The following is a 15,239-nucleotide window of genomic DNA, read 5'->3' as shown; positions in this document are numbered from 1 at the left end:
GCATTCTAAGCGGGCGATATGAACCCGGACATCCTCTATTTCGTCTGCGCCATCGTCGCCGTCATCATCTCCGGTCTTGCCAAGGGCGGGTTCGCCGGCGTCGGTGCGCTCGCCATGCCGATCATGGCGCTGGGGGTCGATCCGGTGCGCGGCGCGGCGATCCTGTTGCCGATCCTGATCCTTCAGGACGCCGTCAGCGTCTGGGCCTATCGTCGCAGTTGGGACGGCGGCATATTGAAGGTGATGCTGCCCGGCGCGGCGGTGGGCATCGGCCTGGGCTGGCTGTTCGCGGCGCAGGTTTCGGAAGTGGCGGTGCTGGGCGTGCTGGGCGCAATCTCGGTGCTGTTCGGCCTCCAGCGCCTGTGGGTGGAGCGGGGCAATGCGATCACGCTCCCGTCCGATTCGCCCGGTTGGGTCGGTTTCCTCTTCGGCATCGCCAGCGGCTTCACCAGCCAGATCGCGCACGCCGGATCACCCCCGTTCCAGATGTGGGTGCTGCCCAAAAGGCTGTCGCGCGACATGCTGGTCGGGACCACCGCTCTGGCCTTTGCCGTGATGAACTGGATGAAGGTGCCGGCCTATGCCGCGCTGGGGCAGTTCACCGCTGCCAATCTGACCGCGACCGCGATGCTGGCGCCGGTCGCGATTCTTTCGACTTTCGCCGGCGTGGCGCTGGTGCGGCGGGTTGATCCGGCGCGCTTCTACACGCTGATCTATCTGTTGATGATCCTGCTTGGCCTCAAGCTGATGGCCGACGCGCTGTTGGCGTGACCGCTTTCGAAGCGGAAACGAAAAGGCCGGCGCAATGGCCGGCCTTTGACGCTTATTCCTTCTCGCGCTTCTTGCGATGGGTGTCGAGGTCGAGGACGGTGGTGTCCAGCCCTTCGGGCAGCAGGCCCAGGCGGCGCGCAACTTCCTGATAGGCTTCGACTTCGCCGCCCAGGTCGCGGCGGAACCGGTCCTTGTCCAACTTCTCGTTGGTGGCGGCGTCCCACAGGCGGCAACCGTCCGGGCTGATCTCGTCGGCCAGGATGATGCGGCTATATTCGCCGTCATACAGGCGCCCGAATTCCAGCTTGAAGTCGATCAGGCGAATGCCGATGCCGGCGAAGAGGCCGCACAGGAAATCGTTGATGCGGATCGCCATGTCGGCAATGTCGTGCATCTCGTCCTGGGTCGCCCAGCCGAAGCAGGCAATATGCTCATCCGACACGAGCGGATCGCCCAGCGCGTCATCCTTGTAGCAATATTCGATCAGGGTGCGGGGCAGTTGCGTGCCTTCCTCGATCCCCAGCTTCTTGCTCAGAGATCCGGCCGCGACGTTGCGCACGACGACTTCGATCGGCACGATTTCCACCTGCCGGACAAGCTGTTCGCGCATGTTCAGCCGACGGATGAAGTGGGTCGGCACGCCGATCTGGCCCAGCAGGGTGAAGATATGCTCGGAAATGCGGTTGTTGAGTACGCCCTTGCCCGAAATCGTGCCCTTCTTCTGCGCATTGAAGGCGGTGGCGTCATCCTTGAAATACTGGATGATCGTGCCCGGTTCGGGGCCTTCGTAGAGGATCTTTGCCTTGCCTTCGTAAATCTGGCGGCGACGGGCCATGCGCGTTCCTGACTTTTTCCAAAAACAATTCGCCCCGGCAAACGCGAATCGGAAAGGATCAGCGGGTGCCGGGGCTGCTCCGGCAGGCCCATAAAGCAAACTGCCCCCCGGTGCAATTGGCGGGGGAGGGCAGTTGCGCCGCCGCGCTTACAGCACGTCACCGAACATGAACCAGAGCAGCGCCAGCCATGCGATCAGGCCGACCGTGGCGATGATGACGCCCGATCGCGCCTGGATGGCGGTCCACAGGCCGCGCGCTTCGCTCTCGTCGTCCATATGCATCCCTGGTCCCTAGCGAGGGAGGAGGTTCGGCTCAACCGGCGTCGGGTTCCGCGGGGACGGCTTGCCCGGCATGATCGACCGCCATCAGCCGGCTGGTGAAGGCTTCGCGCCACCAACTGATATCCTGCTGCTCGACGCTGTCCATCATCGCACGCCAGCGCCGCTTGCGCTCGTCCAGCGGCATCGCCAGCGCCCGTTTGATCGCATCGGACATTTCTTCCGTGCTGTAGGGATTGATCAGCAGCGCGTCACGCAACTGGATCGCGGCGCCGGCAAAGCGTGAGAGAACCAGCACGCCGGGATCTTCGGGGTCTTGCGCCGCGACATATTCCTTGGCGACCAGGTTCATGCCGTCGCGCAGCGGCGTCACCAGCCCGATCCGGGCGGACCGATAGATGCCGGCAAGCTTGTCGCGCGGATAGCCCTGGTTGACGTAGCGGATCGGCGTCCAGTCGACATCGCTATATTCGCCGTTGATCCGGCCCGCGAGCGAGTCCAGCGTGGCGCGGATCTGCTGATAGCTTTCCACTTCGCCGCGCGAAGGCGGCGCGATCTGGGTCAGCACGACCTTGCGATGATGTTCGGGATGATCTTTCAGGAACCGGGCATAGCCGTTGAACCGCTCTTCCAGCCCCTTGCTGTAATCGAGCCGGTCGACGCCGATGATCAGCGACCGGTCCTGCAAGGATGCGCGGACCTGCGCATACATGCCCGTTGCCGCATCGCTCACGGCGGCGTCGGCGAATTCCTGCGCGCTGATGCCGATCGGGCAGGCAATGGCCTGGATCGTGCGGTCGCCCACGGTGACGAAATCGCCGTCGACCGTCCCCCCCATTTCCTTTTCCACATAGTGGCGGAAGGATTCGAGCCATTCTTCGGTATGAAAGCCGACCACATCATAGGCGAACAGCGAACTGACCAATTTGGTATGATGGGGCAGCGACACCAGCAAGCGGGTCGGCGGCCAGGGGATATGCAGGAAAAAGCCCATCCGGTTCTTGAGACCCCGGTCGCGCAGCATCTCGCCCAGCGGGATCATGTGATAGTCATGGACCCAGATGATGTCGTCAGGCTCGATCAGAGGACTGGTGGTTTCCGCGAAACGCTTGTTGACGCGGTTGTAGCCACCCTCGAAATCGCGGGCATATTCGGCCAGGTCGATGCGGAAATGGAACAGCGGCCAGAGCGTCTTGTTCGCATAGCCATTATAATATTCGTCGACATCCTGTTCTTCCAGGTCGATCGTGGCCGTCTTGACGCCGTCAAATTCGCTAAAGCCTATATGGCCGGTGAAATTGTCGGTGGTCTCGCCGGACCAGCCGACCCAGATGCCACGGCTTTCACGCAGTGCCTGTGACAAGGCGACGGCCAGCCCGCCCTGCGCGCCGGACTTGCTGGGCCGGCTGACCCGGTTGGATATGATGATCAGGCGGCTCATCGCATGGCGCTCCATGGTTTGCTCAACAAGACGGCGCAGTTGATGATGCCGACCAACGAGTAGGTCTGGGGATAGTTTCCCCACAATTCCCCGGTCGCGGGGTCGATATCCTCCGATAGCAGGCCCGCGGCGGTGCGACGCGACAGCATCTCCTCGAACAGTGCGCGCGCCTCCTCCGAACGGCCGGTGCGGTGCAGCGCTTCGATCAGCCAGAAGGTGCAGACGTTGAATGCGGTGACCGGCTCACCGAAATCATCGGGGGTGCTGTAGCGCAGCATGTCATTACCACGTCGCAGGTCGGCTTCGAGCGCGGCGAGCGTGCCGGTGAACTTCGGATCGTCCGCCGTCAGGAAACGCAGGTCCAGCAGTTGCAGCAATGATGCGTCGCGCGCGTCATCCTCGAAATTGGCGGAGATGGCGTTGCTGTCGACGCGCCATGCGGCCTCCAGGATGCGGGCCTTCATGGTCTCGGCGCGGTTTTGCCAATAAGCGGCGCGCAGGTCGAGGCCAAGCGCGGTGGCCGCATGGGCGAGCCGGTCGCATGCGGCCCAGCACATCACCGCGCTATAGCTGTGGACATGGGCGCGGGTGCGCAATTCCCACAGCCCCGCGTCGGGCTGGTCATAGACCTGCCACGCCCGTTCGCCCACCGCTTCCAGCGCCTCGAAATCGGTATGACCCGCCATGCGCAGCAACCGCTGGTCGATGAAGCCCTGCACCGACGACAGCACGATCTGGCCATAGGCGTCATGCTGGATCTGATTATAGGCCGCATTGCCGACGCGCACCGGCCCCATGCCGCGATAGCCGGGCAGGCTGTCCGGCTCCCACTCGGTCAGCGTGGCATTGCCCCGGACATCGTAAAGCGGCTGGATATGCCCGCCCTTGGCGCCATCGACGATGTTGCGCAAATAGACGAGATAGGTTTCCAGAACGTCGAGCGCGCCCAGCCGGTTGAGCGCTTCGACGGTATAATAGGCGTCGCGAATCCAGCAGTAGCGATAATCCCAGTTCCGCCCGCTGTCGGCATGTTCGGGAATGGAGGTGGTGAGCGCGGCGACGATCGCGCCGGTTTCCTCATGCTGGCAAAGCTTGAGGGTGATGGCCGAGCGGATCACCGCTTCCTGCCATTCGGCCGGGATGGCGAGGCCGCGCACCCAGACCTGCCATTCGTGAATGGTGTCGTCCAGCATCCGCTCGATCGCCGGGCGCAGCGCGTCCGAAAAGCCTTCGTCCGGCCCCATGAAGAAATGCATGTCCGCTTCCAGCCGGAACCAGCTTTCCTGCGAAATCAGGCCGATGGGGGCGTTGGTCGACACGCGCATCGCCATGTAGGACAGCACCATGCGAATATGATTGGAGCCATAGCTGATCGGCACTTCGTCCGCGTTCCAGCTCGTCGTCGGGCGCAACCGGACGCGGATGCGCGGTGATCCGGCGACCGGCCGCACGATGCGGACAAAGCCGACCGGCCGGTACATGCGGCCCTTGTGCCGATGGCGCGGGCAGAAATCATAGGTTTCGATCGCATTGCCCTGCGCATCGCGCTGGCGCGTGACCAGGATCGGCGTGTTGCGGATATAATGTTGTTCGACCGCGACCACATTTTCCAGTTCGATCGCCCAGAAGCCGCGCGCTTGCGGATCATCCCAGTCCTGATGGTCGAGCAGCGCGGAAAAGACGGGGTCGCCATCCACCCGCGGGACGCAGGCCCATATGAAACGACCCGCGCGGTCGATCAGCGCGGAAGCCTGGCAATTGCCGATGGGCCAGAGGTCGAGCGTCTGCTCGTTCTGGGATGAAAGCATGTCGTCCTTGGTGCTGATATTCTGCCCCCTTATTGCCTGTCGCCCAAAGGAATGGGCTACCGTTCAGCCAAGCCGGGCAGCCCCCTCGCCGAGATAATGCCTGACAGCGGCCACCTGTTCCAGTCCGAAGGCGGCAAAAGTGGTGCGGGGCGCCCCCACCAATATACCCGCGCCGCCCTGTTGGGCGGCAGCGGCGAAGCCTTCCTCGTCCGTGACGTCGTCACCGATGAAGAGGGGGGTGCCGCCTGCCATCGGCGCCTGGGTCATCAGCCGCCGCACAGCGCTGCCTTTGTCCGCGCCGCCGGGACGCAGTTCGAACAGCATCTTGCCGCGCTGAAGGGCGAGGTCATGATTTTGCGCGAGTTGTGCGGCCAGAACGCCGGCATCCTCCCCCCATTGCGGTGCGCCCCGGAAATGCAGCCCGACGCTGATCGATTTGCGCTCGACCAACAGGCCCGGCTTGCCGTCGATGAACTGTTGAAACGCGTCTTCCACCGCGTCGATGGCTGGCAGTCGGGGCGGCGCGTCCACGCCGGCGCCGGGATGGGCGAACTCCAGGCCATGGGTGCCGGCGAGCAGAAAGTCGCCCAGGCCCAGCTCACGCAACGTCGCGATGGACCGACCGCTGACGATTGCCAGTCGCCCGTCGAGCGCCGTTCGCAGGCGACGCAGCGTCGTGAGCAGGTCATCGTCCACATCGACACCGCAGGGCGTATCGGCGATGGGCGCCAGCGTCCCGTCGAAATCGAGAAACAGCGCCGCGCCTTCCAGCAAGGCGGGCGGCGGCGGCGGCAGCGGGGGAAGAGCAGAATCAGGCACGGGCGCAACGTGGCGTCTTCCCCCAAAATCGCAACCCCTGTTCTGTCTTTTCGCCCCTATCGGCCGGGGCAATTCCGCTGGTCCGCCCAGGGCGCGGCCCAGTGAATCCGGTGCAGGACGCGAAAGGCCTGCATGATCCGGGCCAGCAGGCGGTCGATTCCCGCGCGGGTTTGTTCATGGCTGTCGTTCCACAGCCGGGCGTCATATTGATCGCGCATGACGATCTCCTTTCTGCATGGATGGGCTGGCAGACGCTTTGGTCCGCACCGCCGCTTATCGTCCGTTTCATGGAGAAGGGCCAACAAAAGCATGGACAGATTACATAAGCTCAGCTTATCCATGAAAGATGCAGAACCTCCCGCCCCTGGCCGCCGTCCGCGTGTTCGAGGCGGCCGCGCGCCTCGAAAATTTCACGGCCGCAGCGCAGGAACTCGGCATGACGCAAGCGGCGGTCAGCTATCAGGTGAAATTGCTGGAAGAGCGCCTGGGTCTCAGCCTTTTCCAGCGATCCGGGCGCCGCGTCGCGCTGACCGAAAAGGGGCGGGAGATCGCGCCAGTCATCATCCGCGCTTTCGACCAGATGCGGCAGGGATTTGCAACCTTGCGACAGGATCATGCCAGCGTCCTCACGATAAGCTGCACCAACAGTTTTGCCCATCTCTGGCTGGCGCCCAACATCGGCAAATTCCAGATGCGGCATCCCGGACTGGCGGTGCGCATTCAGGCGGATGATGCCGTGGTGGACCTGGCGCGCGATGGTGTCGATCTTGCGATCCGCGGGGGCAAGGGAGAATGGCCGGACCTTGAGGCCAAGCTGCTAAGCCATAATCGCCTGGCGCCGCTATGCAGCCCGGACTGGCTGGCGGCGCATGGTCCGATCGCGGATGCCGGCGCGCTCCGTGCCGTGCCTCGGCTGTCGCCTGACGATCAGTGGTGGGGCGAATGGTTCTCGTCCATGGGTGTCGAAGGGGAAGCGGCCCTGACGCTGCCTGGCATTGCGCTCGACAGCCAAGTGATGGAGGGGCGCGCAGCTCTCGCCGGGCAGGGGGTGGCCATCGTCAACCTCTTTCTCTGGAAAGCCGAGGTTGAGGCCGGATTGCTGGTCGAGGCGGTGCCTTCTTACGTGCGCGAACAGGCAAGCTACTGGATTGTCTATCCCCTGCACGCCCGCAACGCGCCGAAGGTCAAGGCGTTTCGTGACTGGATCATCGCCGAATTCGCCGCCGCGATCGCCCAGGACGCGGACGCCTATTTTTTACCACGTTGAACTATTCGCCGGCCGGTGGGCGCCTGAGCAATGTCGCCAGGCGTCCACCGAACCGACGATGGAAAAATAGCAGCAGAGCGCCGAGCAAGATCCAGGGGAGGGCGAGGGCGATCAGTTGAATCAGGACGGCCAGGCTGGCGCCGGCGACTTCGCCCATCGTGTGGAGGGACGTGCGCAGCGGCGCGAGAAAGCCGCTGCTGTCGCTGCCGGCATAACGGATTTCGATGCTGCTCATCGCCACGCGCCCGCGCATTTCAGCCAGCCAGCTCTGCGCTTCATCAATCTCCTCCTGAACCGCTGCAACGCTCCTTTCGGCTTCAACCAGTTCGGCGACGCTCCGCTTGCGGCTCTGGAGCAATTCGGTCAGTCGCGTGGCGAGCAACTGTCTGGAGTGCAGTCGCGCCTGCGTATCGACGATTTTCTTCGACAGATCCTCTGCGCTGATGTTGCTGTCGCGCTTTCGAGCAAAGCCGTTTCCGTTTCGTGCTCCTGCTGCTAAGTCGAACGCAATGACTGATTTCCGCGACCCGTTCGACACCATCAAGGATCATCCATTCGACGAAGCGCTCTCGCAGCGCTACCTCGTCTACGCGCTTTCCACCATCACGGCGCGGTCGCTGCCCGACCTGCGCGATGGGTTGAAGCCCGTGCATCGCCGACTGCTCTGGGCGATGCGGTTGCTGCGGATGGAGCCGGGCGGGGCCAGTCCCGACGTGCTGGTCGCCAATCCGGCCCGCAACACCACCTCCTACAAGAAATGCGCGCGCGTCGTCGGCGACGTCATCGGCAAATATCACCCTCATGGCGACTCATCGGTCTATGACGCGATGGTCCGGCTGGCGCAGGATTTCTCGCTGCGCACGCCCTTGGTCGATGGGCAGGGCAATTTCGGCAATATCGACGGCGATAACGCGGCGGCCATGCGCTATACCGAGGCGCGGCTGACCCAGGCGGCGGCTGACCTGATGGCGGGCCTGGACGAAGGCACGGTCGATTTCCGCCCCACCTATAATGGCGAGGATGAGGAGCCGGAGGTTTTTCCGGGCCTTTTCCCCAATTTGCTGGCCAATGGCGCCAGCGGCATCGCGGTCGGCATGGCGACGAGCATTCCGCCGCATAATGTCGCCGAACTGATCGACGCCGCGAACCTGCTGATCGAAAATCCCGATGCGGATCATGCTGCGTTGATGGAGATTGTGAAGGGGCCGGACTTTCCGACCGGCGGCGTGCTGGTCGACAGTCCCTCGATCATCGCCGAAGCCTATGCCACCGGCCGCGGCGCGTTCCGCACGCGGGCGCGCTGGCACAAGGAGGATGGCGGGCGCGGCACCTGGATCGCGGTGGTCACGCAAATTCCCTATCAGGTCCAGAAATCCAAGCTGATCGAGCAGATTGCGGCGCTGATCAACGACAGGAAATTGCCGATCCTGGCCGATGTGCGCGATGAATCCGACACGGAAATCCGCATCGTCCTCGAACCGCGCGCCCGTACGGTCGATGAACAGGTGCTGATGGACAGCCTGTTTCGCCTGACCGACCTCGAAAACCGTTTTCCGCTCAACCTCAATGTGCTGGATGCGACGCATACGCCGCGCGTGCTGGGGTTGAAACCGCTGCTGATCGAATGGTTGCGGCATCAGATCGACGTGTTGGTCCGCCGCGCGCTGCATCGGCTCGACAAGATCGCGGCGCGGGTGGAACTGCTCGACGGCTATATCATCGCCTATCTCAATCTCGATCGGGTGATCGAGATCATCCGCACCGAGGATGAGCCAAAGGCGCTGATGATGGCGGAATTTTCCCTGACCGACCGGCAGGCCGAGGCCATTCTCAACATGCGGCTGCGCTCCCTGCGCAAGCTGGAAGAGATGGAATTGCGGCGCGAACATGCCGAACTGCTCAAGGAAAAGGACGAGCTGGACAAGCTGGTCGAAAGCCCCGCGCGCCAGCGCACCCGCCTCAAGAAGGATCTGGCCGCGCTGCGCAAACGCTATGGGCCGGAAACGGAACTGGGTCGCCGCCGTTCGCTGGTGGAGGAAGCCGCGCCCGCCCGTGAAATCCCGCTGGAGGCGATGATCGAGCGCGAACCGATCACCGTCATCCTGTCCGAACGCGGCTGGATTCGCGCGATGAGCGGGCATCGCGATCTGGCCGCCGCCGATACGCTGAAATTCAAGGAAGGCGACGGGCCGCAATTCGCCTTCCACGCCTATACCACGGACAAGCTGCTGCTGGCGACATCGACCGGGCGCATCTTCACGCTGGCATCGGACAAGCTGCCGGGCGGACGCGGCTTTGGCGATCCGGTCCGTTCTCTGGTCGATATGGACAATGAAGGCGCGATCGTGGCTTTGCTGCCGGCGAAGACGGGCGGCGAACTGCTGCTGGCTTCGTCCGACGGCCGGGGTTTCCTGGCATCGACCGCCGACATCATAGCCGAGACCCGCAAGGGCAAGCAGGTGGTGAATATCCGCACGGGTGCGCGGCTCGCGATCGTGCATCCGGTTGCGGCGGACGCGGACAGCATTGCGGTGATCGGCGAAAATCGGAAATTGCTTGTCTTCGCCATCACCGAAATGCCGAAAATGGCGCGCGGCCAGGGCGTGCAGTTGCAGCGTTATCGCGACGGGGGCTTGTCCGACGCCATCGCTTTTCGTCTGGACGATGGCCTGAGCTGGACAATGGGCGGTGAGTCGAAACGAGTCCGAAACGAGGCCGATATGACGCCGTGGAAAGTCGTGCGCGGCGCCGCCGGTCGGATGCCGCCCAATGGTTTCCCACGCGATAACCGTTTTTAATTCATCGCATTTTCGATCGACGTTTCCAGAAAATTTACTGCTTTGCCCTAGGCGGAAGCTATGGAATCCGTGTCCGTGCGCAATTGGCCGGTCGTAACGACCCGCGGCGAGCCCCTCTGCGGGGACGATGGCGCACATCCCGCATTGAGCTATGATGTGGAGCATTGGCTTGCGGCCTTTCCGCAATCCGCTGCAATCTTGGCGTTCAAGGATGATGTGCTGTCGATCGTGGCCGGCAATGCCCGGTTCCTGGACGGACTCCGTGTGCATAATGGGCGGCTCGACGACTCGAGCGCCTATCATGTATGGCTGGAGCGTATCCGCACGTTCATCGGCTCCGAGCGCGACACCGCCTTTTTCGAAACGCGACGCGACGGTAAGCTCGGCCCCGAATATTTCATGTGCACCATCGGTCGCCTGCCGACCGACGAGTCCGACAGCAGCTTATTCCTGTTCACGGCTACCGACCGGACCAATGAGCGCACGATCGAGAAAAATCTGCGTCGCGAGCTGCTCTCCGACGGCCTGACCGCGCTGCCCAATCGCACCGGTTTCGGCGAGGAGATTGACGATCGGCTGAAGAATAACGTCTGGCCGGAGAAGGCGCAGTTCGGCATCATCGCCATCGACCTCAGCCGCTTCAGCCGGGTCAATGAGTCGCTTGGGCCGATGGCCGGCGACGAATTGCTGATCACGGTGGCCAAGCGCCTCAAATCCAGCCTGCGGCAGGGCGACGTGCTGGCCCGCATCGGGGGCAATGACTTCGCAATATTTGCGTCTCTTAACAATGGCTTATCCGACATTCTTCATATCGTCCAGCGCATCCAGGATGCGCTCGGTTCACCCATTCGCCTCAGCGGCCTTCAGATCCGGGTGGATTGCGCGATCGGCTGCGCCCTGTCGCTCAGCCTGGACGAAGATCCCGACGATGTCGTTCGCAAGGCGCAGGCGGCGGTCAAGATCGCCAAGCGCAGCGGGAAGGTCGAAATCTATCGCAACGGCGTGCTCAAGGAAGCGCAGCGGCGCTTCTCGATTGAGAGCCGGCTGCGTGACGCGCTCACCCAGGGGGGGCTGACCCTGGCCTATCAGCCGCTCATCCACCTTCAGACTGGAGAGGTCACCGGCTTTGAGGCGCTGGCGCGCTGGGACGACCCGGAATTGGGCAATGTGCCCCCGACCGAGTTCATCGCCGTTGCCGAAGAAAGCGGGCTCATCACCACCCTTGGCCGCTGGGCCGCCTATGAAGCGGCACAGGCGCTGTCCCGCTGGGATGTGAAATATGGGCAACCGCTACCCGTCGGCGTCAATGTGAACCTGTCCGCCATTCAGATCGCGCGGGACGATGTTGCCTCGATGTTCGAGGAAGCACTGCGTTATGCCGGCATCGCGGGTGATCGCATGACCGCCGAACTTACCGAAAGCGCCATCGTCGCCGACCCGGACAAGGCGCGCAAATGGCTGTTCGCGCTCAAGGATCTCAAAATGTCGATCGCCATGGACGATTTCGGCACCGGCTTTTCCAACCTGGCCAGTCTGCACAGCCTGCCGATCGACATATTGAAGATCGACCGCAGCTTCGTCTCCTCCATGCTGGAGGATCATGACAAGGCCGTGATCGTCCGCACCATCCTGTCGCTCGCCGAATCCTTGAATCTCAAGGTCACGGCAGAGGGAATCGAGACGCAGGATCTGGCGCTCCAACTGCAAAAGCTGGGTTGCTGGCAGGGGCAGGGCTATTATTTCGCACGGCCGATGAATGAGGCGGACGCCTTCGATTATTGGCGCGCGCGCTGGAATTTCGAGACGATCTGATCGGCGATTTCGCCAACCCGCGCGCCGTCGGGGAAATCCTCCGCGACCCAGAGCTTCTGCACCTCCGCCAGAGCCTTGGCGACATCCGGCCCCGGCTCCAGGCCGCGCGCGATCAACGCGCCGCCGCTGATCGGCAATTTGGGCGGCGTCCATCCCTCCAGCCCGGCAAGCGCCGTCACCTGTCGAAGCGGATCAAGCAGCAGCTGGTCGATGGCGCCTTCGATGCCGATTCGATAGGCCAGCGCGCGCAACGGTTGCGCTTGCTCCCCCCGTTCCAGCGCGACGACCAGCCGCTTGCGCGCCTTGTTCGACAGTTTGAGCCGTGCGCCGATCTGGTCCGCAAGCACCGGATCGGGCGGCAGCAGCGCGGCAAGGCGGCGGAGCGCTGACGGAGCGATGCCGCTTTCCGCTTCACGCGCGATCAGTCGCTCCACGCGATCCACACCGCTCATGTCGACTTCGGGCAGCACCGGTTGCAATATGCCGCCCTCGATCATCAGCCGCAGGCCGGAGATGGGTGCGGCCACCCCCAGCAATTTCATCAGTTCGTCGGCGATCCGCTCGCGCGACAGGGCCATCAGGCTGTTGGCCGCCGCGACGCACGCAGCATAGGCGGAGCTGTCCACTTCGTTGTCGCCGTAACGGGCGAGGAAGCGGAAATAGCGCAGGATGCGCAGATGGTCCTCGGCAATGCGAGCGGCTGCATCGCCGATGAAACGCAGCCGCCGCGCCTCCAGGTCGGCGATGCCGCCGAAGAAATCCGCAATCTCGCCGGTCAGCGGATCGGCGTAGAGCGCATTGATGGTGAAGTCGCGCCGCGCCGCATCCTCCTGCCAGTCGTCCGTATAGGCGATGGTGGCGCGGCGACCATCGGTGCTGACGTCGCGGCGCAGCGTGGTGATCTCCACCGGGCCATCGGGCAGGACAGCGGTGATGGTGCCATGGTCGATGCCGGTCGGCACCGCCTTGATGCCTGCCGCCTTGAGCCGGTCGACCACATCGTGCGGATCAAGCTTGGTCGCGATGTCGAGATCATTGACGGGAAGGCCGAGCAGCGCGTCGCGCACTGCGCCGCCGACATAGCGACTCTCGCCCTCTGCCGCGCCCAGCGCCACGAGCAGATGGTCTAGGCCCGGACGGTGCCGCCACGCGGCGTCAGGCAGCAACATGGTCATGCCCCAGCCTGCGCGACAGATTGGCGAGAATGGCGGCGGTGATGCCCCAGATGCGGCGCTCTTCCCAGAAGATTTCGTAATAATGGCGCGTCGCGCCGGCGAACTCCACCTCCCGCCTTATCCGGTTGGCAGGGTCGAGCGCATAGGCGAGCGGCAGTTCGAACCAGTCGGCCACTTCCCCTTCCTGCGCGCGCAGCGGCAGGTCGGGCGGGATGACGCCCAGCACCGGCACAATGTCGAAGCCTGTAAAAGTATGGTAGCGGTCGGACGTGCCGATCACCTGGACCTGATGAGGGGGCAGGGCGATTTCCTCCTGCGCCTCGCGCAGCGCGCCGGCAATCTCATTGGCATCCGCCTCATCCACGCGCCCGCCGGGAAAGGCGATCTGGCCCGCATGTTTGCGCAGGGCGGACGAACGCTGGGTCAGGATCAGGCCCGGATCGGGCCGGTCCGTGACCGCCACCAGCACCGCTGCGGGGGCAAGCAGGATGTCGCCTTCGATCCGCGGATCGCGCGTATCCGCCAGGGGCAGCGCATCGGTCCCGCGATGACCTTTGTCCAGCGCGACGCGCAGTCGCTCCGCCAGCGTCATTGCTCGCCGTCCAGCGGGAAAAAGGCGCCGTTGCTCCAAAGGCCGACTCGCTCGCCGTTCTCCTCCAGCGCCATATTCATCAGCTCATAATAAACGCTGCGCGCGACCAGCGCTTCCAACCCGCCGCGCACATGCAGATAGGGGTGCGGGCCATCGGGCGTTTCCCTCAGGACCAGGCCATTGTCTGGACCGGCCGCCACAAGGTCGCCTGTGTTCAGCCGGAAGGCGAGGGCGCGGGTCCGGCCTTCGCCCTCGCTCTTGAGTTCGACCGCGACGAAGGGGGCATCCTCAACGGCGATCGTCAGCTTTTCCACCGGCGTCACCAGCACATGGCTGCCGTCGGGTTCGCGCCGCAGGATGCTGGAAAACAGCCGCACCATGGCTTCCCGGCCGATGGGCGATCCCTGATGGAACCAGGTGCCGTCGCGCGCGATCCGCATCTCGCTATCGCCGCAATGATCCGGGTTCCATTGGTCCACTGGCGGCAGCCGTCGTTCCGCCAGCAGGCGCGCAATTTCGGACAGGGACAGGGTGGCGAGATCGGGAAGGGGCTCCATGGGCATGGCCGGGAGATAGGAGCGTCCGGCCCCGAAGGCAAAGGGGGATTCAGGCGGCGACGGCGATCCGCGGCGCCAGCATCCCCACGCCCCCGACCGGGCGGCCATCGACCGACAGGGCCAGCAGGCGGCGCTTCTCGAACGGGCCGGGCGCATCCCAATCGCCGGTGCCCTCATCGGAAAAGCCCCAGAAACGGCCATAATATTCGGGATCGCCAATCATCATCAGCGGTTCGGTGTGCAGCGCGCGGGCGGCCGCGATCACGGCGTCCATCATCGCGCGGCCATGGCCGTCCTGCTGATGCGCCGGCGCGACCGCCACCGGACCGACCATGATGAGCGGCAATTGGCGGCCATCGGCCTGGGTCAGCGCCACCGGCCAGCTTTGCAGCGATCCGATCAGCGTGCCGTCCCCATCCACCACTGCGAAGGAAAGGGCGGGAAGCCATGGCATCCCCTCACGGATGCGATAGGCGGTGCGGCCGTGCCGGTCCGTGCCGAAGGCGGCGTCCAGCAACCGCTCGATCGCGTCGTCAGGCTGGCTGTCCAGGGGAACAATGTGAGACACGTCTTGCCGATCCGCCATCAATGGCGCATGGGGCAGCGCCGGAAGCGGGGGCTTTAGCGCCCGCTTCGCAAAATGAAAGACTAAATAGGCCTCGACGCACGGCAGCTTCGCGGGCCGCATGTGGCGAGCTATGCACACTGGATTTGACGATTTTCTGACGCTGGAGGTCAACAACCTGCACGTCGACGTGCTCACGGGCATCTATTCGGAGGAGACGCATCTCCCCCAGCCGCTGCGCATCTCCATCCGCGCGCGACTCAGGATCGCCGATCATTATGAGCCGGCCACGCCGCTCAACCGGTCCAAAAACTATATGGACCTGAAACATGCCGCCTCGACCGCGCTGCCCGAAGGCGTGCATTTCACACTGATCGAGGCGGTGGCCGACCATATCATCGACACCATCTTCCTTCAGGACGACAAGGTCAGCCATGTCGAAGTGAAGATCGTGAAGCTGGCGCTGTCCGAACGCGGCGAGGAAATCGGCATCACCCTGGGACGCGGGCGCAAATAGCGA

General features: G+C 63.8%; 16 protein-coding genes. 5 read left to right on the top strand and 11 right to left on the bottom strand.

Annotated elements, in window-relative coordinates; genetic code table 11:
* The first annotated feature begins 18 nt into the window (after window positions 1-18).
* Complete coding sequence (locus C100_RS45255) at window positions 19-771, top strand: sulfite exporter TauE/SafE family protein (protein WP_024021793.1); 753 nt, start codon at window positions 19-21, stop codon at window positions 769-771.
* A gap of 52 nt (window positions 772-823) precedes the next feature.
* Here the strand turns inward: C100_RS45255 and purC are convergent, their stop codons facing one another.
* The 6 genes from purC to C100_RS48905 all read right to left on the bottom strand — a co-directional run bounded on the left by purC (window position 824) and on the right by C100_RS48905 (window position 6,171).
* A complete protein-coding gene (gene purC, locus C100_RS45250) occupies window positions 824-1,606 on the bottom strand; it encodes a phosphoribosylaminoimidazolesuccinocarboxamide synthase (protein WP_024021792.1) in 783 nt (260 codons plus the stop codon).
* Between the two features lie 147 nt (window positions 1,607-1,753).
* Window positions 1,754-1,882, bottom strand: coding sequence for a hypothetical protein (locus C100_RS49350; protein ID WP_268746871.1), 129 nt, complete (start codon window positions 1,880-1,882; stop codon window positions 1,754-1,756).
* 37 nt (window positions 1,883-1,919) lie between these two features.
* Window positions 1,920-3,326, bottom strand: coding sequence for an alpha,alpha-trehalose-phosphate synthase (UDP-forming) (gene otsA, locus C100_RS45245; protein WP_084625521.1), 1,407 nt, complete (start codon window positions 3,324-3,326; stop codon window positions 1,920-1,922).
* Window positions 3,323-5,134, bottom strand: a complete 1,812-nt coding sequence (locus C100_RS45240) for a glycoside hydrolase family 15 protein (protein ID WP_024021789.1) — start codon at window positions 5,132-5,134, stop codon at window positions 3,323-3,325. The genes otsA and C100_RS45240 overlap by 4 nt, the downstream gene beginning before the upstream one ends.
* A 63-nt stretch (window positions 5,135-5,197) precedes the next feature.
* Window positions 5,198-5,953 carry a trehalose-phosphatase gene (gene otsB / locus C100_RS45235; RefSeq protein WP_031310255.1) on the bottom strand — a complete coding sequence of 252 codons (756 nt, stop codon included), beginning with the start codon at window positions 5,951-5,953 and terminating at the stop codon, window positions 5,198-5,200.
* Window positions 5,954-6,009: 56 nt separating this feature from the next.
* Window positions 6,010-6,171, bottom strand: a complete 162-nt coding sequence (locus tag C100_RS48905) for a hypothetical protein (RefSeq protein ID WP_024021787.1) — start codon at window positions 6,169-6,171, stop codon at window positions 6,010-6,012.
* Window positions 6,172-6,299: 128 nt separating this feature from the next.
* Between C100_RS48905 and C100_RS45230 the strand changes: the two genes are divergently transcribed.
* Window positions 6,300-7,220, top strand: coding sequence for a LysR substrate-binding domain-containing protein (locus C100_RS45230; RefSeq protein ID WP_024021786.1), 921 nt, complete (start codon window positions 6,300-6,302; stop codon window positions 7,218-7,220).
* A gap of 1 nt (window position 7,221) precedes the next feature.
* On the opposite strand, the gene C100_RS0125415 is transcribed toward C100_RS45230, so the two are convergent.
* The gene (locus tag C100_RS0125415; RefSeq protein ID WP_084625519.1) at window positions 7,222-7,761 is read right to left on the bottom strand and encodes a DUF4349 domain-containing protein; all 540 of its coding nucleotides are present in this window, start codon (window positions 7,759-7,761) and stop codon (window positions 7,222-7,224) included.
* Here C100_RS0125415 and parC point away from each other — a divergent pair.
* Together parC and C100_RS45220 are read left to right on the top strand one after the other, a co-directional pair.
* Complete coding sequence (gene parC, locus C100_RS45225; RefSeq protein WP_024021784.1) at window positions 7,730-10,018, top strand: DNA topoisomerase IV subunit A; 2,289 nt, start codon at window positions 7,730-7,732, stop codon at window positions 10,016-10,018. The genes C100_RS0125415 and parC overlap by 32 nt on opposite strands.
* A 60-nt stretch (window positions 10,019-10,078) precedes the next feature.
* Window positions 10,079-11,830, top strand: coding sequence for a putative bifunctional diguanylate cyclase/phosphodiesterase (locus C100_RS45220; protein ID WP_024021783.1), 1,752 nt, complete (start codon window positions 10,079-10,081; stop codon window positions 11,828-11,830).
* Here C100_RS45220 and C100_RS45215 read toward each other — a convergent pair.
* From C100_RS45215 to C100_RS45200, 4 genes are read right to left on the bottom strand one after another with little or no spacing between them, the layout of a single operon-like run.
* On the bottom strand, window positions 11,794-13,005 hold the full coding sequence (locus tag C100_RS45215) for a CCA tRNA nucleotidyltransferase (protein ID WP_024021782.1): 1,212 nt from the start codon (window positions 13,003-13,005) through the stop codon (window positions 11,794-11,796). The genes C100_RS45220 and C100_RS45215 overlap by 37 nt on opposite strands.
* Window positions 12,986-13,597 carry a CoA pyrophosphatase gene (locus C100_RS45210; RefSeq protein WP_024021781.1) on the bottom strand — a complete coding sequence of 204 codons (612 nt, stop codon included), beginning with the start codon at window positions 13,595-13,597 and terminating at the stop codon, window positions 12,986-12,988. The genes C100_RS45215 and C100_RS45210 overlap by 20 nt, the downstream gene beginning before the upstream one ends.
* Window positions 13,594-14,160, bottom strand: a complete 567-nt coding sequence (locus tag C100_RS45205) for a DUF1285 domain-containing protein (protein ID WP_024021780.1) — start codon at window positions 14,158-14,160, stop codon at window positions 13,594-13,596. Before C100_RS45205 ends, C100_RS45210 begins: the two co-directional genes overlap by 4 nt.
* Before the next feature lie 43 nt (window positions 14,161-14,203).
* A complete protein-coding gene (locus tag C100_RS45200; protein ID WP_031310254.1) occupies window positions 14,204-14,740 on the bottom strand; it encodes a GNAT family N-acetyltransferase in 537 nt (178 codons plus the stop codon).
* A 112-nt stretch (window positions 14,741-14,852) separates the two neighbouring features.
* Here C100_RS45200 and C100_RS45195 point away from each other — a divergent pair, with 112 nt between their 5' ends.
* Window positions 14,853-15,236, top strand: a complete 384-nt coding sequence (locus C100_RS45195; protein ID WP_024021778.1) for a dihydroneopterin aldolase — start codon at window positions 14,853-14,855, stop codon at window positions 15,234-15,236.
* The last annotated feature ends 3 nt before the right edge of the window (window positions 15,237-15,239 follow it).

This window comes from Sphingobium sp. C100 (genome assembly GCF_000508185.1).
Taxonomy (GTDB): Bacteria; Pseudomonadota; Alphaproteobacteria; order Sphingomonadales; family Sphingomonadaceae; genus Sphingobium.
This window is presented reverse-complemented; position numbering and strand designations above follow the sequence as displayed.

Coding starts and splice junctions, on each gene's coding strand:
- C100_RS45255 (WP_024021793.1), top strand. CDS start 19: ATGAACCCGGACATCCTCTATTTCGTCTGCGCCATCGTCGCCGTCATC.
- purC (WP_024021792.1), bottom strand. CDS start 1,606: ATGGCCCGTCGCCGCCAGATTTACGAAGGCAAGGCAAAGATCCTCTAC.
- C100_RS49350 (WP_268746871.1), bottom strand. CDS start 1,882: ATGGACGACGAGAGCGAAGCGCGCGGCCTGTGGACCGCCATCCAGGCG.
- otsA (WP_084625521.1), bottom strand. CDS start 3,326: ATGAGCCGCCTGATCATCATATCCAACCGGGTCAGCCGGCCCAGCAAG.
- C100_RS45240 (WP_024021789.1), bottom strand. CDS start 5,134: ATGCTTTCATCCCAGAACGAGCAGACGCTCGACCTCTGGCCCATCGGC.
- C100_RS48905 (WP_024021787.1), bottom strand. CDS start 6,171: ATGCGCGATCAATATGACGCCCGGCTGTGGAACGACAGCCATGAACAA.
- C100_RS45230 (WP_024021786.1), top strand. CDS start 6,300: ATGCAGAACCTCCCGCCCCTGGCCGCCGTCCGCGTGTTCGAGGCGGCC.
- parC (WP_024021784.1), top strand. CDS start 7,730: ATGACTGATTTCCGCGACCCGTTCGACACCATCAAGGATCATCCATTC.
- C100_RS0125415 (WP_084625519.1), bottom strand. CDS start 7,761: ATGGTGTCGAACGGGTCGCGGAAATCAGTCATTGCGTTCGACTTAGCA.
- C100_RS45220 (WP_024021783.1), top strand. CDS start 10,079: ATGGAATCCGTGTCCGTGCGCAATTGGCCGGTCGTAACGACCCGCGGC.
- C100_RS45215 (WP_024021782.1), bottom strand. CDS start 13,005: ATGACCATGTTGCTGCCTGACGCCGCGTGGCGGCACCGTCCGGGCCTA.
- C100_RS45210 (WP_024021781.1), bottom strand. CDS start 13,597: ATGACGCTGGCGGAGCGACTGCGCGTCGCGCTGGACAAAGGTCATCGC.
- C100_RS45205 (WP_024021780.1), bottom strand. CDS start 14,160: ATGCCCATGGAGCCCCTTCCCGATCTCGCCACCCTGTCCCTGTCCGAA.
- C100_RS45200 (WP_031310254.1), bottom strand. CDS start 14,740: ATGGCGGATCGGCAAGACGTGTCTCACATTGTTCCCCTGGACAGCCAG.
- C100_RS45195 (WP_024021778.1), top strand. CDS start 14,853: ATGCACACTGGATTTGACGATTTTCTGACGCTGGAGGTCAACAACCTG.